Origin of the sequence: Mycobacterium heidelbergense, assembly GCF_050205645.1 — a bacterium.
In the GTDB taxonomy this organism is placed as follows: Bacteria; Actinomycetota; Actinomycetes; order Mycobacteriales; family Mycobacteriaceae; genus Mycobacterium; species Mycobacterium heidelbergense_A.
In genome coordinates, this window is the sequence record NZ_JBNMQT010000016.1 from 56,284 (window position 1) to 78,815 (window position 22,532).

The following is a 22,532-nucleotide window of genomic DNA, read 5'->3' on the forward strand; positions in this document are numbered from 1 at the left end:
CGGGTCGCAATTCGCCAAGCCACAGCGCCGTCGTCTCCTTTCCTGATCATGACGATTCAAGGCCGATGCACGTCGCCGTCAGCACTCGGGTCAGGGCGGATGCGAAGTCGATGTTCCACTCCGGTGGCAGGGCGTCGGGCTCCTCCGCATAGGCGTCGGTCAGCCGCTCCGGGGGGTTGGCGATGTGCCAGAACGCCGAGGCCAACGAGTACGCGGCGATCAAGACGTCGAACGCACCGGAACGACCCAGCGCGGGCAGCGCACGCTCGATGGCGTCGGCCAGCGCGACCGCGGCGGCGGCGATGTTCCGCCTGATCTCGACGACCCTGTCGATCTCCACCTCGTGCTCGAGGTGCAGGTGAAAGTTGGAGAGCAGGTCACAAAACAGCGGGTCGGCCGCCAGCCCATTGGCCAGCGTCTCGGCCACCCGCGCCGGTGACTTCGGCCCCGGCTTGCCCAACTCCTCGCACACCGTGCCCGACCAACGGGCCCAGCCTTCGGCGGCGAGCTGGAGCAGGACCTCCTTGTGCGACGTGAAGTAGCGGCGCACGGCGGAGTAGTGAATTCCGGCGCGGCTGGCGACTGCGGTCAAAGTGACTGAGGCGACTCCGGTCTCGACCGCCAGCGAGCGCGCGGCTTCGACGAGGGCCGCCGCACGTTGGCGCTTGTTCTCCTCCGTGCGGGCGCGCTGGAAGGTGAGTTGCGCCACCGGCTGAGGATAACGCACATCGTGTGATTTGTATAACGCACATCGTGTGATTTGCGGTCGTTCACCCTCGGCTAGACATCGGTAAGCGCCCAGCAGCCCGTCCGCCAGGTCGATGGTTCCGAATAGCTGATGTGGATCAGCCCTACGCACGCTCGGTCGCGGTCATCGGCAGCGGCGTCGCCGGCCTCACCGCCGCCTACGTCCTGTCCGGGCGCGACCGCGTCACCCTGTACGAGGCCGACGCGCGGCTCGGCGGCCACGCGCACACCCACTTCGTCGACGACGGTGACGGGCGCATCATCGGCGTCGACTCGGCCTTCCTGGTGCACAACGACCGGACCTACCCGACACTGTGCCGATTGTTCGGTGACCTCGGCATCGCCACCCAAGAATCGGAGATGTCGATGTCGGTGCGGGCCGACGACATCGGGCTCGAATACGCAGGCGCTCTTGGCCTCCGGGGCCTGTTTGCATGCCGGCAGTCGTTGCGACCGCGCTATCTGCGGATGCTCGCCGAGATCGTCCGCTTCCACCGTGCCGCCTTGCGGCTGCTGGGCGACGATGCCGCCAGTCTCGAGACGCTGGACGCCTTCTTGACCCGACACCGGTTCTCGCCGTACTTCGTCGACTACTTCATCACCCCGTTGGTGGCGGCGGTGTGGTCCTGCGCCGGCGACGACGCGCTGCGGTATCCGGCCCGCTATCTGTTCGTCTTCCTCGCGCACCACGGCATGCTGTCGGTGTTCGGCTCCCCCAGGTGGCGCACCGTGACCGGGGGTTCGGCAACGTACGTGGCGGCCGTCGCCGCACGGCTCGACGAGGTGTCGACCTCGACGCCGGTGCACTCGCTGCGCCGGGTGCCCGACGGGGTGGTGGTGCGGGCGGGCAACAACCCGCCGCGCCTTTTCGACGCCGCCGTCGTCGCGGTCCATCCCGACCAGGCGTTGCTGTTGCTCGACGGCGCGACGCCCCGGGAGCGCGCCGTGCTGGGCGCGATTCCGTACTCCACCAACCGGGCCCAGCTACACACCGACTCCTCGGTGCTGCCGCATCACCGCCGCGCGCGGGCGTCGTGGAACTACCTGGTGACCCCCGGCAACGACCGCGTGGTGGTCAGCTATGACATCAGCAGGCTGATGCGTATCGACTCCAAGCGCCGGTACCTGGTCACCCTGGGCGGGCATGACCGCGTGCGGCCCGAATCGGTGATCGCCGAGATGACCTACAGCCATCCGCTGTACACCCCGCAATCCGTTGCGGCCCAATGCTTGTTGCCGACCCTGGACGACGACCGCGCGGTCTTCGCCGGCGCCTACCACGGCTGGGGGTTCCACGAGGACGGCGCCGCGTCGGGGCTGCGCGCGGCCCGCCGGCTCGGCGCCGACTGGCCGGCGGCGACCCGTCGCCGGGAGGTGGCCGCGTGCTGACCGACGCGCCGACCGACGCGCTTCCCGACGCGCTCACACCCGCGATCTACCGCACCACGATCACCCACTGTCGGCGGGTTCCGGTGCGCCATGCGTTCGAATACCGAAGCTACAGCTGGTATGTCGACGTCGACCACCTCCCCCGGCTGCGCTGGTGGCTGCGGCCGTTCGCACGATTCCGCGCCGATGATCACTTCTCGAACGGCGGCTCACTGCGCGAACGCCTCGGCGCTTTCTTCGCCGAGAACGGCGTGGCCGCACCCGAGGGCCGCATCACCGCGCTGCTGCAGGCCCGCGTGTTCGGCTATGTCTTCAACCCGCTGTCCGTCTTCTGGTGCCATGACCGGGACGGCCGGCTGCGTCATGTGATCGCCGAGGTGCACAACACCTACGGCGAACGTCATGCCTATCTGTTGCCCCCGGCCGACCTTCCGGTGGTGACGGCCAAACGCTTCTACGTCTCGCCGTTCAACCCGGTGGACGGCTACTACCTGGTTCGGGCCCCCCGGCCCGGCGTCGACGTCGACATCACCGTGTCGCTGCACCGCGATCACCGTCGGCCGTCGCCGGAATTCAGTGCCACCATGCGCGGACAGCGGCGTCCGGCAACGAGCAGACAGGTCGCGATCATGCAAGTCATTTCGCCGCTGGCGCCGTTGGCGGTGGCCGCGCGCATCCGGATACAGGGGATCAAGCTGTGGTTACGTCGACTTCCGGTGGTACCGCGATGAGTCTGAAGACCATCCAAAAGCCCTCGGCGGCAATCGATTCGAAGCGCTGGCCGGCGGTCGCGACGGTGCCGTCGGGCGCGATCGCCGCGGCTATCGCCGACCGGCTGCTGCGGCGCGCGGCCGCTCGCCTGCCGCTACGGCTGGTCTACCCCGACGGCGCGGTGGTCGGAGCGGCCGACCCGACTGCCCCGACGTTGGTGGTGCATCGACCGGATGCGCTGGCGCGCCGGATCGGGCGACACGGGCTGATCGGGTTCGGCGAGTCGTACATGGCCGGCGAATGGGCGTCGGAGGACCTCACCGCGGTGTTGACGGTCTTCGCCAGCTCGGTGGCCGATCTGGTGCCGCGCGCGTTGCAGTGGCTGCGGCCGATCGGCCCGGCATTTCGGCCGCGCTGGCGCGGCGCCGGCCGAGATCAGGCGCGCCGCAACGTCGCAGAGCACTACGACCTGTCCAACGACCTGTTCGCGGCGTTCCTCGACGAGACCATGACCTACTCGTGCGCGCTGTTCCCCCGGTTGCCCGCGGCCGCGGGCGACCTGGCCGCCGCGCAGCGACGCAAGATCGATCGGCTGCTCGACATGGCCGAAGTCGGCTGCGGCAGCCGGGTTCTCGAGATCGGCACCGGATGGGGTGAGTTGTGCATCCGCGCGGCCGCCCGCGGGGCACACGTCCGCTCGGTGACCCTGTCGGCCGAGCAGCAGCGCCTGGCGCGGCGTCGGGTCGCCGCGGCAGGGCTGTCGGAGTCGGTCCAGATCGACCTGTGCGACTACCGCGACGTCGACGGGTGTTACGACGCGGTGGTGTCGGTCGAGATGATCGAGGCGGTGGGATATCACTCGTGGCCGCGGTATTTCGCCACGCTCGAGCGGCTGGTGCGCCCCGGTGGTCGCGTGGCGATCCAGGCGATCACCATGCCGCACCGCCGGATGCTGGCCACGCGCAACACCCAGACCTGGATTCAGAAGTACATCTTCCCCGGCGGGCTGCTGCCGTCCACACAGGCCATTTCCGCGATCACCGAGCGGCGCACCGGTTTACACACCGTCGACGTGACGTCGCTGCGCCCGCACTACGCCGAAACGCTGCGCCTGTGGCGCGAGCGGTTCACGCGGCAACGAGATGAGTTGACGCACTTGGGTTTCGACGAAGTCTTCGCGCGCATGTGGGAGCTTTACCTGGCGTACTCCGAGGCCGGATTCCGGTCGGGCTATCTTGACGTCTACCAGTGGACGTTCGCACGCGAGGGCCGCAGATGAATCCGATCAACCTCCTGGAGGTATCCGGCGCGTCGATTGTGGCGCTGGCCGTGGTGCACTCGGTCACGTTCGCCATCGGCAGGCGGATCGGCCGTTACAACGTCGTCGACGTCGCGTGGGGCGTGGGCTTCGTGGCCATCGCCGCCGTCGCCGCGACGCTCGGGCACGGCGAGGCGAGCAGGCGATGGCTGCTGCTGGCGCTGGTGACGTTCTGGGGCCTGCGGCTGAGCTGGCACATCCAGCGCAAGACCGCGGGCAAGGGGGAGGATCCCCGCTACGGCGCCATGCTGCGCGAGGCCACGCTGTCCCAGGTGATACGCAAGGTCTTTGTGCTGCAAGCCTTCATCACCTGGTTCGTCTCCTTCCCGCTGCAGCTGTCGGCGGTCAGCGGTCCCACCCCGAAGCCGCTGACGGCCGTCACCGTGCTTGGCGTGGCCGTGTGGCTGGTCGGCGTGACGTTCGAGGCGGTCGGCGATTGGCAGCTGAAGGCATTCAAATCCGATCCCGCGCACCGCGGCATGGTGATGGACCGCGGCCTGTGGGCCTGGACGCGCCACCCCAACTACTTCGGCGACGCGGCGGTGTGGTGGGGATTGTGGCTGATCACGATCACGGGGTGGGTGTCGCTCGCGACGATCGGCTCGCCGCTGCTCATGACCTACTTCCTGGTGTACGTCACCGGCGCCCGGCTCACCGAGAAGTTGATGGCCGGCCGCCCGGGCTTCGACGAATACCGGCAACGGACCGCGTTTTTCTTCCCGCGGCCGCCCCGATCGGTGTGGCGATAGGCTACCGATCGATGACCGGAGCGGCGCAGCTGAGCGGGGACCTCGACGCCCTGCTGGGCCGGGTTGCGCGCGGGGACCGCGACGCCTTCGCCGCCGTCTACGACCTGACCAAGAGCCGGGTGTTCGGACTGGTGGTACGGGTGCTGCGCGACGCCGGCTACAGCGAGGAAACCACGCAGGAGATCTATCTCGAGGTGTGGCGGACCGCGTCGGAGTACGACGCCGCGAAGGGTTCCGCCCTCGCCTGGCTGATGACCATGGCACACCGGCGGGCCATCGACCGGGTGCGCGCCGAGCAGGCCGGCAGCCGTCGGGAATCACGCTATGGCGCAGCCAATGTCGAACCCGTCAGCGCCGCGGCCCACGACCCGGTCGCCGAATCCGCGATCGCCGTTGAGGAACGTCGCCGGGTGACCGAATGCCTGGACGCGCTGACCGAGGCGCAGCGGCAGTGCATCGAGATGGCCTACTACGGCGGCCTGACGTACTCAGAGGTGTCGCAGCGGCTGGCCGCCAATTTGTCGACGATCAAGTCACGCATCCGCGACGCACTGCGCGGCCTGCGCAACTGCCTGGACGCGTCATGACCGACCCGACCGAATTCGAATTGCTCGAACTGGCCGCGCCATATGCCCTGCACGCCATGTCGGAGGGGGAACGGGCCGACCTCGACCGGCGGGTGGCGTCCGCGCCGACGCCGCTCGCCGCCGCCTTCAACGACGAGGTCCGCGCCGTCCGCGAGACGATGGCGCTCGTGGCGGCGGCGACCGCGACCGAACCCCCGGCCCACCTGCGCACGGCCACGCTGGCGGCGGTGGACACCCCCAAGGTGCGCCAATTGAGTTGGCGGACGGCCGTTTTGGCGTCCGCGGCGGCGGCGGTCGTGGTGGGCGCCGCGGCGTTCGGCGTCGGGGTGCTGATGCGGCCGCCGGCGCCGTCGACGGTCGCCGAACAGGTCCTGGCCGCCCCGGATGTGCGGACGGTCTCGCGCCCGCTGGCGAACGGGACCGCCACGGTGATGTTCTCCCGTGACCGCAACGCGGGCGTGCTGGTGATGAACAACGTGCCGCCGCCGGCGCCGGGCAGCGTCTATCAGATGTGGCTGATCGGGGCCAACGGCCCGACCTCGGCCGGGACGATGGGCGCCGCGGCGGTCGCGCCGTCGACGAAGGAGACGCTGACCAACCTCGGGTCGTCGACGGCCCTGGCGTTCACCGTCGAACCCGGCGCGGGGTCGCCGCAGCCGACCACCCCGATATTGGCCGAATTGCCGCTGAGCTAGGCCGTTTTCGGGGACTTCTGCAGCAGGGCGCCCAGCACGGCGACGACCACGCCCAGCACCACCAGCGCGGCGCCGGCGACCAGGGTCAGGTTCAGCCAGTGACGCAGCCCGGCCTCGGCGTGGCCGACCATCACATCGGCGATCTGGCGGATGTCGCCGGTGGTGCGGTTGAGCGCCGTGTTCACGTACCCGCCGGCGGCCTCGATTGCCGCCCAGCCCGCCGCACCGACGAGCAGCGCGGAGACGCCGAGGCTGGTCAATGCCTTGCCGCGGCGCCGGGCGACGGCCAGCGTCAGCAGCGCGCAGAAACCGCTCAGGGCCGCCGCGCCGATGCTCACCCATGGGCCCCAGGTGGCGAACCGGCTCAGCTGGCCCTGCCGCAACGGTCCGGACACCGTCAGCGGAACGGTCAGCGTCGCAGGCACTTTCACGTTGTGACTGTTCAAAATCCGTTGGAGTGCATCGTCTTTGAGCATCGGGGCCAGGTCGACGACCCATGAGTCGCTCGATCCGCTGCCGGTGAACAACCAGCCGTGCGCGGCCCGGTTCACCTGGGCGAACAGCGGCGGAAAGCCAGGCCCGGACGTGAACGCGGTGGCGGCGTCGTGCACCTGCTGGCCGTCGACCGGGTAGCGTCCGCCGCCGCGCTCGGCGATGAGCGCCATCGCCCGGGTGGTGAGCTCGGAGGCCGCCGCCGACTGCAGCGCGGGATCGGCCGCGGCATTCTTCGCCAGCGCGGCGTAGCCGTCGTCGTTGATGAGATTGCACTGCGCCCACGTCGCCGGGATGGCTACGGCCAGCGCAACCGTGGCGGCGAGCCACATGACCGCCTTGGAAACCGCAGCCGCGAATCGCACGCGTTAGAACCTACTGTGCGATCCCTCGCAGATAGGCCGCCTGCCCGAGGTGCTGGGCGCAGTCGTCGATGATGCTCACCAGCCGCGCGCTCGCGGTTACCGGGGGGTCCCAGTTGGTGTCCACGACGCGGGACAGCTCGGCGGCGGTCACGCCCGCGACGTAGGACAGCGTGAGCTTGTGCACCTCGTGGTAATAGCCGGACAGCAGGTCGGCGGGCGCGCGCACCTTGGCGACCTCCTCGGGGCCGTGCCCGTAGCCGCTGTCGTTGCGCGGCAGGTCCAGCCCGAACCGGTCCACCCAGCCGTCGCGGGTCCACACCTGCTCGACCCCGGCCACATCGGCCAGCTGGATGTCCTGAACCCGGGCACTGTGCCAGATCAGCCAGGCGATGCTGTTGGCGTTCGGTGTTGGCCGGTAATTGGACAGCTCGTCGGTCAACCCGTCGGTGAGCTCGTCGACGTGTTCGATCAATCGGGTGAACGAGTCGCGAAGCAGCTCCTGCGCGGCGGCGTCGGCGCCGGGGGTGTTGGCCATGCCACCGACATTACGGGCGCCCGTGCCAGACCGCTTCGACGTTGTTGCCGTCCGGGTCGCGCACGAACGCGCCGAAGTAGCCGGGGTGGTATTCGGGCCACACGCGGGGCTCGTGGAGCGACTCGGCGCCCAGACCCACCGCGGCCTCGTGGAACGCGCGCACCGCTTGCTCGTCGGCGGCCTCGAACGCGATGTGGTTTTCGCGGTTGGATCCCATTCCGGCGCCGTCGGAGATCCAAAATGCCGGATGCCCGTCGCGGCCATATCCGATGGCCCGGCCGAAGTCCAGCTGCCGCGAGTAGCCCAGCGTGCCCAGCACGGTGTCGTAGAACTGTTGCGATTTCGGGTAGTCGGCGCAGTTGATGCCCAGGTGGTCGATCACGGAACTGATCCTGGCATGACCGCCCGACACGGTCGTAGATTATTTAGATGACCTACGACCTCATCATTCGCAATGGCACCATCGTCGACGGCTCGGGCGGTGAGCCGTACGTCGGCGACGTGGCGGTGAAGGATGGAGTGATCCAAAAGGTGGGGGCCGTGGGGTCGGTCAACGGCGACGGCGCCGCCCGGGAGATCGACGCGACCGGGCTGCTGGTCACGCCCGGTTTCGTCGACCTGCACACCCACTACGACGGCCAGTCGATCTGGTCGGAACGCCTGACCCCGTCATCGGCGCACGGGGTGACAACGGTCGTGATGGGCAACTGTGGGGTCGGCTTCGCGCCGTGCCGCCAGGAAGACCACGACGTGCTCGTCGACGTGATGGCCGGGGTCGAGGACATTCCCGGCGTCGTGATGACCGACGGCCTGCCCTGGACGTGGGAGACCTTCCCCGAATACCTGGATGCGCTGGACGCGGGAAAGCGCGACATCGACGTGGCCGCCTACCTGCCGCACTCGCCGCTGCGGGTCTACGTGATGGGTCAGCGCGGCGCCAACCGCGAGCCGGCCACCGCCGACGACCTCGCGAGGATGCGTGCGCTGGCGAAGGAGGCGGTCGAGGTCGGCGCGCTGGGCTTCGCGTCGTCGCGGTTGACCATCCACAAGACGGAGAGCGGTTCGCCGATCCCGAGCTACGAGGCGGCCCGCGAGGAGATCGAAGAGATCGCGCGCGGCGTCGTGGACGGCGGCGGGGGCCTGCTGCAATTCGTGCCCGACATTCCCGCCGGCGGCTACCAGCCGGTGCTGCAGACGGTTTTCGAGGTCGCCGAGGACGTCGGGCTGCCGCTCACGTTCACGCTCGTCGTCGCCAACGCCGGAGACCCGACGTGGCCGGAGGCCATCACGATGATCGAGAAGGCCAACGCGGCCGGGGGCGATATCACCGCGCAGCTGTTGCCGCGGCCCATCGGGCTGATCATCGGGCTGCAACTGTCCGCCAACCCGTTCGTGCTCTATCCGAGCTACCGCGAGATCGCCCACCTGCCGCTGGCCGAGCGGGTGGCCGAGATGCGCAAGCCGGAGGTCCGCGCCCGCATCCTGGCCGACAAGCCCGGCGTCGGTCACCCGATCCTGTACGTGGCGCAGATGTGGGACTGGATTTTCCCGCTGGGAGACACCCCCGATTACGAGCCGGACCCGTCGACGTCGGTCGGGGCCCGCGCGCGGGCCCGTGGGGTGGACCCGATGGAGGAGGCCTACGACCGGCTGCTCGACGACGACGGCCGCGCCATGCTGTTGGTCGCCACCAGCAACCTGGAGCGCAATTCGCTGGACACCGTCGGGCAGCTGCTGCACCGCGACGACGTGGTGCTGGGCCTCGGCGACGGCGGCGCGCACTACGGCATGATCTGCGACGCGAGCTACTCGACGTACTTCCTGGCGCACTGGGCGCGCGACCGGAAGGCCGGACGGTTCACCGTGCCGGAGGCCGTCCGCGAGCTGACGTCCGTGCCGGCCCGCATCGCCGGGCTGGGCGATCGCGGCCGCATCGGCGTCGGCTACAAGGCCGACCTCAACGTCATCGACCATGCGGCGTTGCGGCTGCACAAGCCCGTGATCACCTACGACCTGCCCGCCGGCGGGCGTCGCCTGGACCAGACCGCCGACGGCTATGTCGCGACGATCGTGTCCGGTGAGGTGATCGCCGAGGACGGAGTTCCCACCGACGCCCGTCCTGGCAGGTTGGTCCGCGGCCGCAAGCCTTCTCCGGTACCTGCGCCATAACGCCACGAAGGGCGGCTCGTCCCGGTTAACTTTGGTTAGTGACGAGCCCGCACTATGCGCGGTTGCCGCCCGAAATCAACTCGGCACGAATTTTCGCCGGACCCGGTGCGGCGCCACTGCTCGCTGCGGCGAAGGCGTGGGACGGGCTGGCCGAGGACCTCGCATCGTCAGCATCCTCGTTCTTTTCGGTGACATCGGATCTGGCCAACGGTTCCTGGCAGGGCGCGTCGGCGGCGGCGATGATGTCCGTCGCGACCCAGTATGTGAGCTGGCTGTCCGCGGCGGCCGCCCAGGCGGAGGCGGCGTCCAGCCAGGCCTCGGCCATCGCGGCCGCGTTCGAGACCGCACTAGAGAGCACGGTGCAACCCGCGGTGGTGGCCGCCAACCGCAACCTGGTGCAAGCGTTGGCGTCGACGAATCATTTGGGGCAGAACGCCCCGGCCATCGCCGACATCGAGGCCGCGTACGAACAGATGTGGGCAACGGACGTGGTGGCGATGTCGGGTTACCACACCGACGCGTCGGCGGCGGTGGCGAAGCTGGCGCCCTGGCATCAGGTGCTGCCGAAACTCGATCTCGGCCCGCCCGCTGTGGGTCTAGCCACGGGCACGCCGGCCGACGTCACGGGCGGCGTGAGCCCCCACATCGGCTCGGGCATCCTCAACTCGACCACCGCGAGCACGGGCTTCAACCCCGGCGTCAGCGGCCCCGGCTTGCTCAACCAGACCTGACCGACGCGCCTATCCTCGACTTCATGCGCACGAAGAAGAGGGTGGACTTGCAGCGGCTCGCGGCCGCCCTGCCGGACTACCCGTTCGCGTATCTGATCACCGTCGGCGACGACTACCGCGCCCACACCGTGACGGTCGAACCGCAGCTGCGCGACGGCGCGGTCCTCGACGTCGGGCTGATCGGCGGGCGCACCCGCGAAAACCTCGCCCAGCGCAGCGATGTCACCCTGCTGTGGCCACCGACCGAGCCGGGCGGCTACTCGCTGATCGTCGACGGCACCGCCGAGGTGAGCGACGGCGGCGACGAGGCGGTTCGCCTGGACGTGGTGCCCACCCGCGCGCTGCTGCATCGCGAGGCCGACTCCCCGTCGGCGGCCAAAGGCTGCCTGCACGACTGCGTGGTGTTCTCGCTGCCGGCGTGAGTCTCGCCCTCACAGCCGCCGAACGTGAAGCTGGCGGCACGCTCGGCGTCGAATGTGCGGCTGGCCGCACATTCGGCGAAGGCCCACGATCGGCGACACGAAAAAGCCCGGCCCCCAAGGGAACCGGGCTTTTTCGTAACTGGGACCTAGAAGTCCATACCGCCCATGCCGCCGGTCGGGTCGCCCGCCGGAGCGGCCGCCTTCTCCGGCTTGTCGGCTACGACGGCCTCGGTCGTCAGGAACAGCCCCGCGATGGACGCCGCGTTCTGCAGCGCCGAACGGGTCACCTTGACCGGGTCGGCAACGCCGGCCTTCAGCAGGTCCTCGTACTCACCGCTGGCGGCGTTCAGGCCCTGGCCCGCCGGAAGGTTGCGCACCTTCTCGGCCACCACGCCCGGCTCCAGCCCGGAGTTGAAGGCGATCTGCTTCAGCGGAGCCTCCAGCGCCACGCGGACGATGTTGGCGCCGGTCGCCTCGTCACCGGAGAGCTTCAGCTCCTCCAGGACCGGGGCGGCCTGCAGCAGGGTCACGCCACCGCCGGCGACGATGCCCTCCTCGACGGCTGCCTTGGCGTTGCGGACCGCGTCCTCGATGCGGTGCTTGCGCTCCTTGAGCTCCACCTCGGTGGCGGCGCCGGCCTTGATCACCGCAACACCGCCGGCCAGCTTGGCCAGGCGCTCCTGCAGCTTCTCGCGGTCGTAGTCGGAGTCGCTGTTCTCGATCTCGGCGCGGATCTGGGCCACCCGCCCGGCGATGGCGTCGGAGTCACCGGCGCCCTCGACGATGGTGGTCTCGTCCTTGTTGATGACGACCTTGCGGGCCTTACCCAGCAGCGAGACGTCGGCGTTCTCCAGGGTCAGGCCGACCTCTTCGCTGATGACCTGGCCACCGGTGAGGATGGCCATGTCCTGCAGCATCGCCTTGCGCCGGTCACCGAAGCCGGGGGCCTTGACGGCCACCGACTTGAAGGTGCCACGGATCTTGTTGACGACCAGGGTGCTCAAAGCCTCGCCCTCGACGTCCTCGGCGATGATCAGCAGCGGCTTGCCCGCCTGGATGACCTTCTCCAGCAGCGGGAGCAGGTCCTTGACGGTCGACACCTTGGAGCTGACCAGCAGGATGTAGGGGTCCTCGAGGACCGCTTCCTGACGCTCGGCGTCGGTGACGAAGTAGCCCGAAATGTAGCCCTTGTCGAACCGCATGCCCTCGGTGAGCTCGAGCTGCAGGCCGAAGGTGTTGGACTCCTCGACGGTGATGACGCCCTCGTTGCCGACCTTGTCCATCGCCTCGGCGATCAGGTCGCCGATCGACTGGTCGCCCGCGGAGATGGCCGCGGTGGCAGCGATCTGCTCCTTGGTCTCGACCTCCTTGGCCGTCTTGAGCAGCGTCTCGGTGATCTTCTCGACCGCCTTCTCGATGCCGCGCTTCAGGCCCAGCGGGTTGGCGCCGGCCGCGACGTTGCGCAGGCCCTCCTTGACCAGGGCCTGGGCGAGCACCGTGGCCGTCGTCGTGCCGTCACCGGCGACGTCGTCGGTCTTCTTGGCGACCTCCTTGACCAGCTCGGCGCCGATCTTCTCGTAGGGGTCCTCCAGCTCGATCTCCTTGGCGATGGACACACCATCGTTGGTGATCGTGGGGGCACCCCACTTCTTCTCTAGGACGACGTTGCGGCCCTTGGGACCCAACGTCACCTTTACCGCGTCGGCGAGGCTGTTCAGGCCCCGCTCGAGGCCGCGCCGGGCCTCTTCGTCGTACGCAATTGTCTTGGCCATTGCGAAGTGATTCCTCCGGATTGGGGATGACACGTCCTGGCCGGGTGCAGTGCCCGCGACGGACGACCGGGCTGTCGTTGGACCTGGTCTCACCGTCCCGACCTAGCACTCACCGGTCGCGAGTGCCAACGTCATTCTTAGCACTCGCCTATGTCGAGTGCAAGAAGACCCCGGCGGTTATCGCCCCGCGCGTAAACCGTCGACGACGACTTCGATCACCCGGTTGGCCAACTCCGAGTTGTACGCCTCCATCGCCTGGCAGCCGACCAGGATCGACTTGACCTCGCGCACGCCGACGTCGCGGCGCGCGGTGCCCGCTTCCTGCGCCGCGCGCAGCAGGTCGTCGAGCGCGGCCAGGAACGCATCCTCGGCGTCGGGCGCGACGCTCGCGATGTCGATGCCCAACCCGGCCAGCGCGTCAACCAGCCCGCGGTCCGTCGCGCCCCACTGCAGCACCATCGAGCGCAGGAAACTGAAGAGCGCTTCGCCCGGCCCGTCGGATTTCAGCAGGGCATACCCGTCGTCGACGAGGTGCTGCATCCGGGCGTGGATGACGGCCTGAAAGAGCGCCTCCTTCGTCGGGAAGTGCCGGTAGACGGTGCCGGCACCGACCCCGGCGCGCCGGGCGATCTCGTCGATGGGCACCGACAGGCCCTCGGCGGCAAAGGTGTCGTAGGCGACCTCCAGCACCCGCGCTCGGTTGCGCGCCGCGTCGGCGCGCAACGGTCGGGCAGCCGGTTGCGCCATGTGCTCAGCACCCTTTCGATTGACAAAGCGGGGCGGTCGTTCCGTATAGTACGAATCAACCGGAGCGCTCGCCCCGTTTACCTTACAAGCTTAGGAGCTTGCATGACCCCTTCTAAGGCCAAGTGGACCACCGCCGACATTCCCGACCAGACCGGCCGCGTCGCCGTCATCACCGGGGCCAACACCGGTCTCGGCTACGAGACCGCCGCCGCGCTCGCCGACCATGGCGCCCATGTGGTGCTCGCGGTGCGCAACCTCGACAAGGGCAAGGACGCCGCCGCGCGGATCACCGCCAGCAGTCCGCATGCCGACGTCGTGCTCCAGGAACTCGACCTGACGTCGCTGCAGTCCATTCGCGCCGCCGCGGAACAGCTGCGCGCCGAGCACGAGCGCATCGACCTGCTGATCAACAACGCCGGCGTCATGTACACGCCGAAATCGACCACCAAGGACGGCTTCGAGCTGCAGTTCGGCACCAACCACCTGGGCCACTTCGCCTTCACGGGTCTGCTGCTCGACCGGCTGTTGCCGGTTGCGGGTTCACGGGTTGTGACGGTCAGCAGCGTCGGCCACCGCATCCTGGCCGACATTCACTTCGACGATCTGCAGTGGGAGCGTCGCTACAACAGGGTCGCGGCCTACGGGCAGGCCAAGCTGGCCAACCTGCTCTTCACCTACGAACTGCAACGGCGGCTGGCGTCCAACGGGACGACGATCGCCGCGGCCGCCCACCCCGGCATGTCGGACACCGAGTTGATGCGCAACATGCCCGCCCCGCTCGTCTCGGCCTTCGAGCGGGTCGCACCGCTCATCGCCCAGGACGCGGCCACCGGCGCGCTACCCACCCTGCGCGCGGCCACCGATCCCGCAGTGCTCGGCGGGCAGTACTACGGGCCCGACGGCCTTGGCCAGACGCGCGGCTACCCCAAGGTCGTGGGGTCGAGCAAGAAGTCGCATGACGCCGATCGGCAGCGCCGGTTGTGGGCGGTGTCGGAGGAGCTGACCGGGGTGGTCTATCCGGTCGGCTGATCGGCGGCGGGGGCCACACTGGACTCATGTCCCTTGTCGTGCCGCCCTATCCACCGCCCCGATACACCAAGGACGAGCCCGAGATCAGCGCCTGGCTGAAACGGGCCCCCGAAAATGGAGGGGCGCCGCCGGACTATCACTCGCCCGCCGGGATTAGTTACCACTACCTGGCCAATCAGCGGGCCACCGATGGCGACTACGGCCTGTACCGGGTCGACATCGCCCCGGCTGGCGGCGGCCCCGGACCGCATTTTCACCGCGCCATGTCCGAGGCCTTCTTCGTGCTGTCCGGGACGATGCGGCTCTACGACGGCACCGACTGGGTCGACGGTCACCAGGGTGACTTCCTCTACGTCCCGCCCGGCGGCATCCACGGTTTCCGCAACGAGGCCGACGAAGCGGCATCGATCCTGATGCTCTTCGCCCCCGGCGCGCCGCGCGAGGCCTACTTCGAGGGTTTCGGCGCGCTGGCCGACATGACCGACGACGAACGCCGGGAATGGTTCATCCGGCACGACAACTACTGGATCCAGTAATCGTCGGGAACCAGCGTGCGGGTCCGTTCGAAGAAGGTCCGCCCGCTGTACGGCAGCTGCGTGACGACTTTTCCGCTGGGATGCCTGAAGTAGTTGGTGCACGCCAGCCAGACCTTGCCTTGCATGGCTGATTGGATCTCGTCGTTGTAGCGCCGCTGCGCCGCGGGCGTGACCTCGACGGTGCGCGCACCGCGGCCATCCACCACGTCGAGAATGTGGCGGATGAAGGTGGTCTGCGCCTCGTGGATGTACAGAATCGAGTTGACCCCGTTGGTATTTGGGCCATACAGCGTGAAGAAGTTCGGATACCCGGTGATCAGCGTGCCGAGGTAGGCCTCCGCGCCGTCGCTCCACTCGTCGCGAAGGTGGCGGCCGCCGGTTCCGTAGACGTCGATGCTGGAGAGGTAGTCGGCGGCCTTGAAGCCGGTGCCGTAAATGACGGTGTCGACGCGGTGTTCGACGCCGTCGACGGTGCGCACTCCCCGTTCGGTGAGCTCGGCGATGGCCGTCGTTTCCAGGCTGACGTTCGGCAACGCGAACGTCGGATACCACTCGCGCGACATCAGCGGGCGCTTGCAGCCGGCGGGATAGTCCGGCGTCAGCTTTGCGCGCAGCTCGGGGTCGGCCACCTTGCGCGCCAGATAGCTGCGGGCCAGCTCGGTCGCTTCGCGCGTCTGCGCGGCGTCGACGTCGAAGCTGGACGACTCGTAGGCATCGAAAGCCTCGTCGCGCAGCTTTTGCGCCATCTCGGGATGGCGTTCGAACTCCTCGTGCTGCTCGACGGTGAACGGGAAGTCGAACCGGGGCGCGATCCAGATCGGGGTTCGCTGAAACACCGTGAGGTGCGCCGTCTTTGGCGCGATGGCGGGCACGTATTGGACCGCGCTGGCGCCCGTCCCAATCGACGCGACCCGCTCGCCGGCCGTGGGCTTGCTGTGGTCCCAGCGCGACGAATGGAATTGGCGGCCCCGAAACCGCTGTGCCCCAGGGATTTCCGGAATGTGGGGCACATCGAGCATCCCTACGGCGCTCACCACGAAATCGAAGTCGTGCTCGGCGCCGTCGTCGGTACTCAGCGTCCAGCGGCGCCGAGAGTCGGACCAGCGCGCCGTGGTGACCGCGGTTCCCGGCCGCAGGTGTGGACCCAGCCCGTGTTCGGCGGCCACCTTCTCCAGGTAGGCCAGGATCTCGGGTTGGTTGGCATAGGTCTTGCTCCACCGCGGGTTCGGCGCGAACGAGTACGAGTACAGATGCGACGGCACGTCGCAGGCCGCGCCGGGAAAGGTGTTGTGGCGCCAGGTGCCGCCGAAGCCGTCGGCGCGGTCGAAGATCGTGAAATCGTATCCGCCGTCGGCGAGTTGGATGCCCATCGCGATGCCCCCGGCACCGGCGCCGATGACACCGACCCTGCGCTTCACCCCCATTGGGCGAAATAGGGTCGCTCGGGCCGGGTCTTCTCCACGAGGATGAACACCACTCCCCACGGGTCGACGAACCACGTCGTGCGCACCCGCGCGACATCCGCGATCCCGCTGACCAGAAAGCGCACGCCTTTGCTCTCCAGCTCCGCGCGCGTCGCGTCGAGGTCCTGACAGATCAGCCCGACGTGCGAGAGCCCGTGGTCGGTCAGGGCCGCGGCGGCGCGCTGCCCATCGCCGTCGACGCCGAGGTATTCGATCACTTCGAGGACGCGGTCGCTGCCGTCGTCGAACCCGACGATGGCCGCCTTCATCGTGGGATCGGACACCATCTCACCCATGTCGTCGCGAATGGCGTTACCGGCCATCACGTATGGCGGCGACAGCACACGCAGGCCCAATACGTCTCGGTAGAACGCCACCGCGGCCTCGCAATCGGGAACGCACACGCCGGTGTGGGCCAACCCGGTAATCACGTTCTCGACTGTACGTCCGCGAGCCGGAAATCGGGGAGGCCGATAATGGCCGAGTGCGCTCAGTCGACGAACATCAGCGTGTTGTATCGGGCATGATTCACGCCCGCCCGGCGGTCGCGGTCGCGTTGGCCGAGGCCCAGGGGCTGGTCCTGGCCGAGGATGTGGTCGCGCAGCTGGCGCTGCCGGTTTTCGACAACTCCGCGATGGACGGATATGCGGTGCGAGCCGAGGACACGTCGGAAGCCACGCCCGAACGCCCCGTCGTGCTGCCCGTCGCCGAGGACATCCCCGCCGGGCGCACCGACCAGTTGACGCTGCAACCGAAAACCGCGCACCGGATCATGACCGGCGCGCCGCTGCCGGCCGGCGCGACGGCCATCGTGCCGGTCGAAGACACCGACGGCGGCGTGGACACCGTCGCGATCCGGGCGCCCCGCGAGCCCGGCAAGCACATCCGGCGGGCGGGCGAGGACGTCGCGCCCGGCACCACGGTGCTGCGCGCGGGTCAGGTCGTGACGCCGGCCGTGCTCGGCCTGGCCGCGGCGCTGGGCATGCCGGAGCTGACCGTGATCCCGCGCCAGCGGGTGCTGGTGATATCGACCGGGTCGGAGCTGGTGGCGCCCGGCACCCCGCTGCGCCCGGGGCAGATCTACGAGTCCAACTCGATCATGCTGGCCGGGGCCGTCCGCGAGGCGGGCGCCGACGTGATCGCCGTCGCGACCGCCGAAGACGATGTCGCCCAATTCAGTTCGCTCCTCGACCGATACGCGGCGGACGCGGACCTGATCATCACCAGCGGCGGCGTCAGCGCCGGCGCCTACGAAGTCGTCAAAGACGCCTTCGGCCGGGACGGCGATCAGGGCGTGGAATTCGTGAAGGTAGCGATGCAACCCGGAATGCCGCAGGGCATCGGGAGGGTCGCCGGCACCACGATCGTCACCCTGCCCGGCAACCCGGTCAGCGCGCTGGTGTCCTTCGAGGTGTTCATCCGCCCCGCGCTGCGGGCGGCCATGGGACTCCCCGATCCCGAGCGCCCACACCGGCCCGCGATCCTGGCCGAGTCGTTGACCTCGCCGCGCGGCAAGCGCCAATTCCGGCGCGCGATACTCGACGCCGACACCGGCAGCGTCACCAGTTACGGCCCCCCGGCGTCGCACCATTTGCGGTGGTTGGCATCGGCGAACGGGCTGCTGGACATCCCCGAGAACGTGGTGGAAGTGTCCGCCGGAACCCAACTGCAAGTCTGGGATCTGAGCTAGGCCGTCGCTCCGTAAGATGGCCGCGTGGCACGACGCCCCCGCACCATCGGCCCGACGGCCGAGGATCCGACTTTCGGCCCGCAACACATCGTGGAGTTGGTGCGCTCCACCATCCCGCCGGTGCACCCCGCCGGGCGACCGTTCATCGCCGCGGGCCTGGCGGTGGCCTTCGCCGGGCGCAATCACCGCTGGCTGCGCCGCGCCGGGCTGCTGGCGGCGGGTGCCTGCGCGGGGTTCTTCCGTCATCCCCCGCGGGTGCCGCCCACCCGGCCCGGCGCCATCGTCGCGCCCGCCGACGGCGTCGTCTGCGTGATCGACTCCGCGGCGCCGCCGGCCGAGCTCGGCATGGCGGAGACACCGCTGCCGCGGATCAGTATCTTCTTGTCGCTCTTGGACGCTCACGTGCAGCGGGCACCGGTCAGTGGTGAGGTGATCGCGATGCAGCACCGGCCGGGCCGCTTCGGGTCGGCCGATCTGGCGTCGGCGAGCACCGACAACGAGCGCACCAGCCTGCGGATCCGGACGGCCGGCGGCGCCGACGTCGTCGCGGTGCAGATCGCCGGTCTGCTGGCGCGCCGCATCGTGTGCGACGCGCACGTCGGGGACAAGCTGTCGATCGGCGACACCTACGGCCTGATCCGGTTCGGCTCCCGGTTGGACACCTACCTGCCGCCGGGCGCGGAGCCGCTTGTCAAGGTGGGGCAGCGAGCGGTCGCCGGCGAGACCGTCCTGGCGGAACTGCCGTGATCAGCAGGTCCCGCGCGAGGCGCCCGGTAAACCTCCAGATCCTGCCCAGCGCGATGACGGTGCTATCCATCTGCGCGGGGCTGACGTCGATCAAGTTCGCCCTCGAGCATCAGCCCAAGGCCGCGATGGCACTGATCGCCGCGGCGGCGATCCTGGACGGCCTGGACGGCCGGGTGGCCCGCATCCTGGACGCTCAGTCGCGGCTCGGCGCGGAGATCGACTCACTGGCCGACGCCGTGAACTTCGGAGTGACGCCCGCGCTGGTGGTCTACGTGACCATGCTGTCGAAGTCGCCGGCGGGCTGGGTCGTCGTGCTCCTGTACGCGGTCTGCGTCGTGCTGCGGCTGGCCCGATACAACGCCCTGCAGGACGACGGGTCCCAGCCGGCCTACACACACGAATTCTTCGTCGGGATGCCCGCGCCGGCCGGCGCGATCTCGATGATCGGGCTGATCGGACTCAAATTGCAGTTCGGCGAGGGCTGGTGGACGTCGGCGACGTTCCTGTGCATCTGGATCACCGGGACGTCCGCGCTCATGATCAGCAAAATCCCGATGCGCAAGATGCACGCCGCCGCGGTGCCGCCGAACTGGGCTGCTCCGCTGCTGGCCCTGCTGGCCATCGCCGCGGCCGCCGCGGTGCTGGCTCCCTACATGCTGATCTGGGTGATCATCGTCGCCTACCTGTGCCACGTCCCCTTCGCGGTGCACAGCCAGCGCTGGCTGGCCGCGCACCCCGAGGCTTGGGACGACGAACCCAAGCAGCGGCGCGCGACGCGGCGCGCGATCCGCCAGGCGCACCCGAACCGCCGATCGATGACGCGGCTGGGGCTGCGCAAGCCGGGCAGGCGGCTGCCGTGAACCCCGACCGCGCGGGCAGCCAGCTCACCCTCACCGCGCGGCTGAACACCTCGGCCGTCGACTCACGCCGCGGCGTCATCCGATTGCACCCGAATGCCATTGCCGCCCTTGGCATCCGGGAATGGGATGCCGTGTCGCTGACCGGATCGCGGACCACGGCCGCGGTGGCCGGCCTCGCCGACCAGGACATCCCGGTGAGCATCGTGCTGCTCGACGACGTGACGCTGTCCAACGCCGGGCTGCGCGAGGGCACCGCGGTGATCGTCAGCCCGGTCACCGTCTACGGCGCGCGGTCGGTGACGCTGTCCGGCTCGACGCTGACCACCCAATCGATCACGCCGACGAACCTGCGGCAGGCCTTGCTGGGCAAGGTGATGACGGTCGGCGACGCGGTGTCGCTGCTGCCGCGCGACCTGGGCCCGGGTACATCGGCCCCTGCCGGCAGCCGCGCGGCTGCCACTGCACTGGCGTCGGCGGTCGGGATCAGCTGGACGTCGGAGCTGCTGACCGTCACCGGCGTCGACCCCGAGGGACCGGTCAGCGTGCAACCGAACTCGCTTGTCACCTGGGGCGCCGGCGTTCCCCCGAGCACCGCCGCGCCGGCCCGGGGCTCGGCCAGCCTCGCGAACCCGCCGATCCACGCCGAGGACCTCAAGGGCGCGCAGGTGCAGGCCGCCAAGCTCACCGAGTGGCTCAAGCTGGCGCTCGACGAACCGCATCTGCTGAAAACCCTTGGCGCCGGGACTAATTTGGGTGTGCTGGTGTCGGGTCCGGCCGGCGTCGGCAAGGCGACGCTGGTCCGCGCGGTGAGCGCCGGTCGCAGGCTGGTGGAGCTCGACGGCCCGGAGGTCGGCGCCCTGGCCGCCGAGGATCGGTTGAAGGCCGTGGCCGCGGCGGCGACCACGATCCGCGACGGCGGCGGTGTCCTGATGATCAGCGACGTCGACGCCCTGCTGCCGGAGGCCGCCGAGCCGGTAGCGGCCCTCATCCTCGCCGAGCTGCGCATCGCGGTGGCCACGGACGGGGTCGCGTTGATCGCCACCTCCTCGCGGCCCGATCAGCTCGACGCGCGACTGCGTGCCCCCGAGCTGTGTGACCGCGAACTCGGCCTGACGCTGCCCGACGCGGCCACCCGCAGGGCACTGCTGGAGACACTGCTCAAGCCGGTGCCCACCGGCGACCTCGATCTCGACGAAATCACGGGCCGCACACCGGGTTTCGTTGCCGCCGACCTGGCCGCACTGGTGCGCGAAGCGGCCCTGCGGGCGGCCTCGCGCGCCAGCGTCGACGGCCAGCCGCCCAAGCTGGAGCAGCCCGACCTCGTCGGCGCGCTCAGCGTCATCCGGCCGCTGTCCCGTTCGGCCAGCGAGGAACTGACCGTCGGCAATGTCACGCTCGACGACGTCGGCGACATGGCCGAGGCCAAACAGGCGCTGACCGAAGCGGTGCTGTGGCCGTTGCAGCATCCCGACACCTTCGCCCGGTTGGGTGTCGACCCGCCGCGCGGGGTGCTGCTGTACGGCCCGCCGGGCTGCGGCAAGACCTTCGTGGTCCGCGCGCTGGCCAGCACCGGACAGCTGAGCGTGCACGCGGTCAAAGGCTCCGAGCTGATGGACAAGTGGGTGGGCGCCTCGGAAAAGGCCGTCCGCGAACTGTTCCGGCGGGCCCGCGATTCGGCACCGTCACTGGTGTTCCTCGACGAGATCGATGCGCTGGCGCCGCGGCGCGGCCAGAGCTTCGACTCCGGCGTGACCGACAAGGTGGTGGCCGCGCTGCTGACCGAACTCGACGGCATCGACCCGCTGCGCGACGTCGTGGTGCTGGGCGCCACCAACCGGCCCGATCTGATCGACCCCGCGCTGCTCCGCCCGGGCCGGCTGGAACGGCTGGTCTTCGTCGAACCGCCCGACGCCGCCGCCCGCCGCGAAATCCTGCGCACCGCAGGCAAATCCATCCCGCTGAGCGCCGACGTCAACCTCGATGACGTGGCCGCGGAACTCGACGGCTACAGCGCGGCCGATTGCGTGGCCCTGCTGCGGGAGGCCGCGCTCAGCGCGATGCGCCGGTCCATCGACGCCGCGGACGTGACGGCGGCCGACCTCGCGGCGGCCCGCAAAACCGTGCGCCCCTCGCTCGATCCGGTCCAGGTGGACGCGCTACGCGCGTTCGCCAAAGCCCTCTAGCATCGCCCTCGCCGCCGCCGCCACGTCGGCTTCGAGCCAGCGCGGCATCGGCTCGTCATGCGCGTGGCGCCGCACCACGGCGTACGGCAGGTCGGCAACCGCCCGGGCGACCGCATCGACGGACCGCGCACTGCCGCTGCCGAACAGCTCCCGCGCCAGGCCGCGGACCCGCTGGATCAGCGGCGCGTTCATCGCCGCCAGCGTCTGCGAGAACGCCGCGTCGGGCTCGCCGTCGAGCAGATCACCCGGCCGCATCGTCAACAACAGCCGGGCGTCCTCGGGAAGGTCGCGAGTAAAACCGATGGCCGCGACGGCCATCGCGACGGCGCTCTCCATCGGGTCGGCCGTTTTCGTCCCGGCCGCCATCGCCCGCGCCTGAAAGCGTTCCAGCGCCCTCAGCCACGCCGCCGCCAAGATGCCGTCGCGGTTGCCGAACCGGTGATACAGCGTGCCGGCCGGCGCACCGCTGGACTTCGCGATCGCGGCCACGCTCGCCGCCCGCGGTCCGCCGTCGAGCACCAGCGCCCGCGCTGCGTCGAGGATCACATCGGTTTCGTGCTTCCGCGGTGGGGCCATGATCTAGTACGATCCTTCT

Annotated in this window: 23 protein-coding genes and 1 pseudogene; 15 read left to right on the plus strand and 9 right to left on the minus strand. The window is 69.5% G+C overall.

Annotation, left to right across the window (positions count from 1 at the left end; genetic code table 11):
- Nucleotides 1–46: 46 nt before the first annotated feature.
- The gene (locus tag ACQI5H_RS18200; RefSeq protein ID WP_427080720.1) at nucleotides 47–727 is read right to left on the minus strand and encodes a TetR family transcriptional regulator; all 681 of its coding nucleotides are present in this window, start codon (nucleotides 725–727) and stop codon (nucleotides 47–49) included.
- A 113-nt stretch (nucleotides 728–840) separates the two neighbouring features.
- Between ACQI5H_RS18200 and ACQI5H_RS18205 the strand changes: the two genes are divergently transcribed.
- The 6 genes from ACQI5H_RS18205 to ACQI5H_RS18230 are packed head-to-tail and all read left to right on the plus strand — an operon-like array spanning nucleotide 841 to nucleotide 6,196.
- The gene (locus ACQI5H_RS18205; protein WP_427080721.1) at nucleotides 841–2,136 is read left to right on the plus strand and encodes an NAD(P)/FAD-dependent oxidoreductase; all 1,296 of its coding nucleotides are present in this window, start codon (nucleotides 841–843) and stop codon (nucleotides 2,134–2,136) included.
- Complete coding sequence (locus ACQI5H_RS18210; protein ID WP_427080789.1) at nucleotides 2,133–2,867, plus strand: DUF1365 domain-containing protein; 735 nt, start codon at nucleotides 2,133–2,135, stop codon at nucleotides 2,865–2,867. The genes ACQI5H_RS18205 and ACQI5H_RS18210 overlap by 4 nt, the downstream gene beginning before the upstream one ends.
- Nucleotides 2,864–4,126 (plus strand): class I SAM-dependent methyltransferase, encoded by a 1,263-nt coding sequence (locus tag ACQI5H_RS18215; RefSeq protein ID WP_427080722.1) that lies wholly within the window; start codon nucleotides 2,864–2,866, stop codon nucleotides 4,124–4,126. The genes ACQI5H_RS18210 and ACQI5H_RS18215 overlap by 4 nt, the downstream gene beginning before the upstream one ends.
- A complete protein-coding gene (locus ACQI5H_RS18220) occupies nucleotides 4,123–4,914 on the plus strand; it encodes a DUF1295 domain-containing protein (protein ID WP_427080723.1) in 792 nt (263 codons plus the stop codon). The genes ACQI5H_RS18215 and ACQI5H_RS18220 overlap by 4 nt, the downstream gene beginning before the upstream one ends.
- Nucleotides 4,915–4,925: 11 nt before the next feature.
- Complete coding sequence (locus ACQI5H_RS18225; protein ID WP_427080724.1) at nucleotides 4,926–5,501, plus strand: sigma-70 family RNA polymerase sigma factor; 576 nt, start codon at nucleotides 4,926–4,928, stop codon at nucleotides 5,499–5,501.
- Nucleotides 5,498–6,196 carry an anti-sigma factor domain-containing protein gene (locus ACQI5H_RS18230; protein WP_427080725.1) on the plus strand — a complete coding sequence of 233 codons (699 nt, stop codon included), beginning with the start codon at nucleotides 5,498–5,500 and terminating at the stop codon, nucleotides 6,194–6,196. The genes ACQI5H_RS18225 and ACQI5H_RS18230 overlap by 4 nt, the downstream gene beginning before the upstream one ends.
- Here ACQI5H_RS18230 and ACQI5H_RS18235 read toward each other — a convergent pair.
- Genes ACQI5H_RS18235 through ACQI5H_RS18245 form a run of 3 tightly spaced genes read right to left on the minus strand, consistent with a single transcriptional unit; the run spans nucleotide 6,193 to nucleotide 7,970 of the window.
- On the minus strand, nucleotides 6,193–7,053 hold the full coding sequence (locus ACQI5H_RS18235; RefSeq protein ID WP_427080726.1) for a hypothetical protein: 861 nt from the start codon (nucleotides 7,051–7,053) through the stop codon (nucleotides 6,193–6,195). The two genes, ACQI5H_RS18230 and ACQI5H_RS18235, sit on opposite strands and share 4 nt — an antisense overlap.
- A gap of 10 nt (nucleotides 7,054–7,063) precedes the next feature.
- Nucleotides 7,064–7,588: a mycothiol transferase gene (locus ACQI5H_RS18240; RefSeq protein WP_427080727.1), complete on the minus strand. Its 525-nt coding sequence runs from the start codon at nucleotides 7,586–7,588 to the stop codon at nucleotides 7,064–7,066.
- 10 nt (nucleotides 7,589–7,598) lie between these two features.
- Entirely contained in the window at nucleotides 7,599–7,970 is a 372-nt protein-coding gene (locus tag ACQI5H_RS18245) for a VOC family protein (RefSeq protein ID WP_427080790.1), read from the minus strand.
- 47 nt (nucleotides 7,971–8,017) lie between these two features.
- Between ACQI5H_RS18245 and ACQI5H_RS18250 the strand changes: the two genes are divergently transcribed.
- The 3 genes and pseudogenes from ACQI5H_RS18250 (at nucleotide 8,018) to ACQI5H_RS18260 (ending at nucleotide 10,910) form a co-directional block, all read left to right on the plus strand.
- A complete protein-coding gene (locus ACQI5H_RS18250; RefSeq protein ID WP_427080728.1) occupies nucleotides 8,018–9,757 on the plus strand; it encodes an N-acyl-D-amino-acid deacylase family protein in 1,740 nt (579 codons plus the stop codon).
- A 38-nt stretch (nucleotides 9,758–9,795) separates the two neighbouring features.
- Nucleotides 9,796–10,329, plus strand: a pseudogene (locus ACQI5H_RS18255) (PPE family protein); the annotation flags it as partial.
- 182 nt (nucleotides 10,330–10,511) lie between these two features.
- Nucleotides 10,512–10,910 (plus strand): pyridoxamine 5'-phosphate oxidase family protein, encoded by a 399-nt coding sequence (locus ACQI5H_RS18260; protein WP_427080729.1) that lies wholly within the window; start codon nucleotides 10,512–10,514, stop codon nucleotides 10,908–10,910.
- 146 nt (nucleotides 10,911–11,056) lie between these two features.
- Here the strand turns inward: ACQI5H_RS18260 and groL are convergent, their stop codons facing one another.
- Complete coding sequence (gene groL, locus ACQI5H_RS18265; RefSeq protein WP_427080730.1) at nucleotides 11,057–12,682, minus strand: chaperonin GroEL; 1,626 nt, start codon at nucleotides 12,680–12,682, stop codon at nucleotides 11,057–11,059.
- Between the two features lie 177 nt (nucleotides 12,683–12,859).
- A complete protein-coding gene (locus ACQI5H_RS18270; RefSeq protein ID WP_427080731.1) occupies nucleotides 12,860–13,429 on the minus strand; it encodes a TetR/AcrR family transcriptional regulator in 570 nt (189 codons plus the stop codon).
- 102 nt (nucleotides 13,430–13,531) lie between these two features.
- Between ACQI5H_RS18270 and ACQI5H_RS18275 the strand changes: the two genes are divergently transcribed.
- Together ACQI5H_RS18275 and ACQI5H_RS18280 are read left to right on the plus strand one after the other, a co-directional pair.
- On the plus strand, nucleotides 13,532–14,458 hold the full coding sequence (locus ACQI5H_RS18275) for an SDR family NAD(P)-dependent oxidoreductase (protein ID WP_427080732.1): 927 nt from the start codon (nucleotides 13,532–13,534) through the stop codon (nucleotides 14,456–14,458).
- Between the two features lie 26 nt (nucleotides 14,459–14,484).
- Complete coding sequence (locus ACQI5H_RS18280; RefSeq protein WP_427080733.1) at nucleotides 14,485–14,994, plus strand: cupin domain-containing protein; 510 nt, start codon at nucleotides 14,485–14,487, stop codon at nucleotides 14,992–14,994.
- On the opposite strand, the gene ACQI5H_RS18285 is transcribed toward ACQI5H_RS18280, so the two are convergent.
- Together ACQI5H_RS18285 and ACQI5H_RS18290 are read right to left on the minus strand one after the other, a co-directional pair.
- The gene (locus ACQI5H_RS18285) at nucleotides 14,979–16,418 is read right to left on the minus strand and encodes a flavin-containing monooxygenase (protein WP_427080734.1); all 1,440 of its coding nucleotides are present in this window, start codon (nucleotides 16,416–16,418) and stop codon (nucleotides 14,979–14,981) included. The genes ACQI5H_RS18280 and ACQI5H_RS18285 overlap by 16 nt on opposite strands.
- A complete protein-coding gene (locus tag ACQI5H_RS18290; RefSeq protein WP_427080735.1) occupies nucleotides 16,409–16,888 on the minus strand; it encodes a VOC family protein in 480 nt (159 codons plus the stop codon). The genes ACQI5H_RS18285 and ACQI5H_RS18290 overlap by 10 nt, the downstream gene beginning before the upstream one ends.
- 53 nt (nucleotides 16,889–16,941) lie before the next feature.
- Here ACQI5H_RS18290 and moeA point away from each other — a divergent pair, with 53 nt between their 5' ends.
- The 4 genes from moeA to ACQI5H_RS18310 are packed head-to-tail and all read left to right on the plus strand — an operon-like array spanning nucleotide 16,942 to nucleotide 21,937.
- Nucleotides 16,942–18,147 (plus strand): molybdopterin molybdotransferase MoeA, encoded by a 1,206-nt coding sequence (gene moeA, locus ACQI5H_RS18295; protein ID WP_427080736.1) that lies wholly within the window; start codon nucleotides 16,942–16,944, stop codon nucleotides 18,145–18,147.
- A 24-nt stretch (nucleotides 18,148–18,171) separates the two neighbouring features.
- The gene (locus ACQI5H_RS18300; protein ID WP_427080737.1) at nucleotides 18,172–18,894 is read left to right on the plus strand and encodes a phosphatidylserine decarboxylase; all 723 of its coding nucleotides are present in this window, start codon (nucleotides 18,172–18,174) and stop codon (nucleotides 18,892–18,894) included.
- Nucleotides 18,891–19,754: a CDP-diacylglycerol--serine O-phosphatidyltransferase gene (gene pssA, locus ACQI5H_RS18305; protein WP_427080738.1), complete on the plus strand. Its 864-nt coding sequence runs from the start codon at nucleotides 18,891–18,893 to the stop codon at nucleotides 19,752–19,754. Before ACQI5H_RS18300 ends, pssA begins: the two co-directional genes overlap by 4 nt.
- A complete protein-coding gene (locus ACQI5H_RS18310; protein ID WP_427080739.1) occupies nucleotides 19,751–21,937 on the plus strand; it encodes an AAA family ATPase in 2,187 nt (728 codons plus the stop codon). Before pssA ends, ACQI5H_RS18310 begins: the two co-directional genes overlap by 4 nt.
- Here ACQI5H_RS18310 and ACQI5H_RS18315 read toward each other — a convergent pair.
- Nucleotides 21,911–22,513 carry a TetR/AcrR family transcriptional regulator gene (locus tag ACQI5H_RS18315; RefSeq protein WP_427080740.1) on the minus strand — a complete coding sequence of 201 codons (603 nt, stop codon included), beginning with the start codon at nucleotides 22,511–22,513 and terminating at the stop codon, nucleotides 21,911–21,913. The two genes, ACQI5H_RS18310 and ACQI5H_RS18315, sit on opposite strands and share 27 nt — an antisense overlap.
- Between the last annotated feature and the right edge of the window lie 19 nt (nucleotides 22,514–22,532).

Coding starts and splice junctions, on each gene's coding strand:
- ACQI5H_RS18215 (WP_427080722.1), top strand. CDS start 2,864: ATGAGTCTGAAGACCATCCAAAAGCCCTCGGCGGCAATCGATTCGAAG.
- ACQI5H_RS18220 (WP_427080723.1), top strand. CDS start 4,123: ATGAATCCGATCAACCTCCTGGAGGTATCCGGCGCGTCGATTGTGGCG.
- ACQI5H_RS18225 (WP_427080724.1), top strand. CDS start 4,926: ATGACCGGAGCGGCGCAGCTGAGCGGGGACCTCGACGCCCTGCTGGGC.
- ACQI5H_RS18230 (WP_427080725.1), top strand. CDS start 5,498: ATGACCGACCCGACCGAATTCGAATTGCTCGAACTGGCCGCGCCATAT.
- ACQI5H_RS18240 (WP_427080727.1), bottom strand. CDS start 7,588: ATGGCCAACACCCCCGGCGCCGACGCCGCCGCGCAGGAGCTGCTTCGC.
- ACQI5H_RS18250 (WP_427080728.1), top strand. CDS start 8,018: ATGACCTACGACCTCATCATTCGCAATGGCACCATCGTCGACGGCTCG.
- ACQI5H_RS18260 (WP_427080729.1), top strand. CDS start 10,512: ATGCGCACGAAGAAGAGGGTGGACTTGCAGCGGCTCGCGGCCGCCCTG.
- groL (WP_427080730.1), bottom strand. CDS start 12,682: ATGGCCAAGACAATTGCGTACGACGAAGAGGCCCGGCGCGGCCTCGAG.
- ACQI5H_RS18270 (WP_427080731.1), bottom strand. CDS start 13,429: ATGGCGCAACCGGCTGCCCGACCGTTGCGCGCCGACGCGGCGCGCAAC.
- ACQI5H_RS18275 (WP_427080732.1), top strand. CDS start 13,532: ATGACCCCTTCTAAGGCCAAGTGGACCACCGCCGACATTCCCGACCAG.
- ACQI5H_RS18280 (WP_427080733.1), top strand. CDS start 14,485: ATGTCCCTTGTCGTGCCGCCCTATCCACCGCCCCGATACACCAAGGAC.
- ACQI5H_RS18285 (WP_427080734.1), bottom strand. CDS start 16,418: ATGGGGGTGAAGCGCAGGGTCGGTGTCATCGGCGCCGGTGCCGGGGGC.
- ACQI5H_RS18315 (WP_427080740.1), bottom strand. CDS start 22,513: ATGGCCCCACCGCGGAAGCACGAAACCGATGTGATCCTCGACGCAGCG.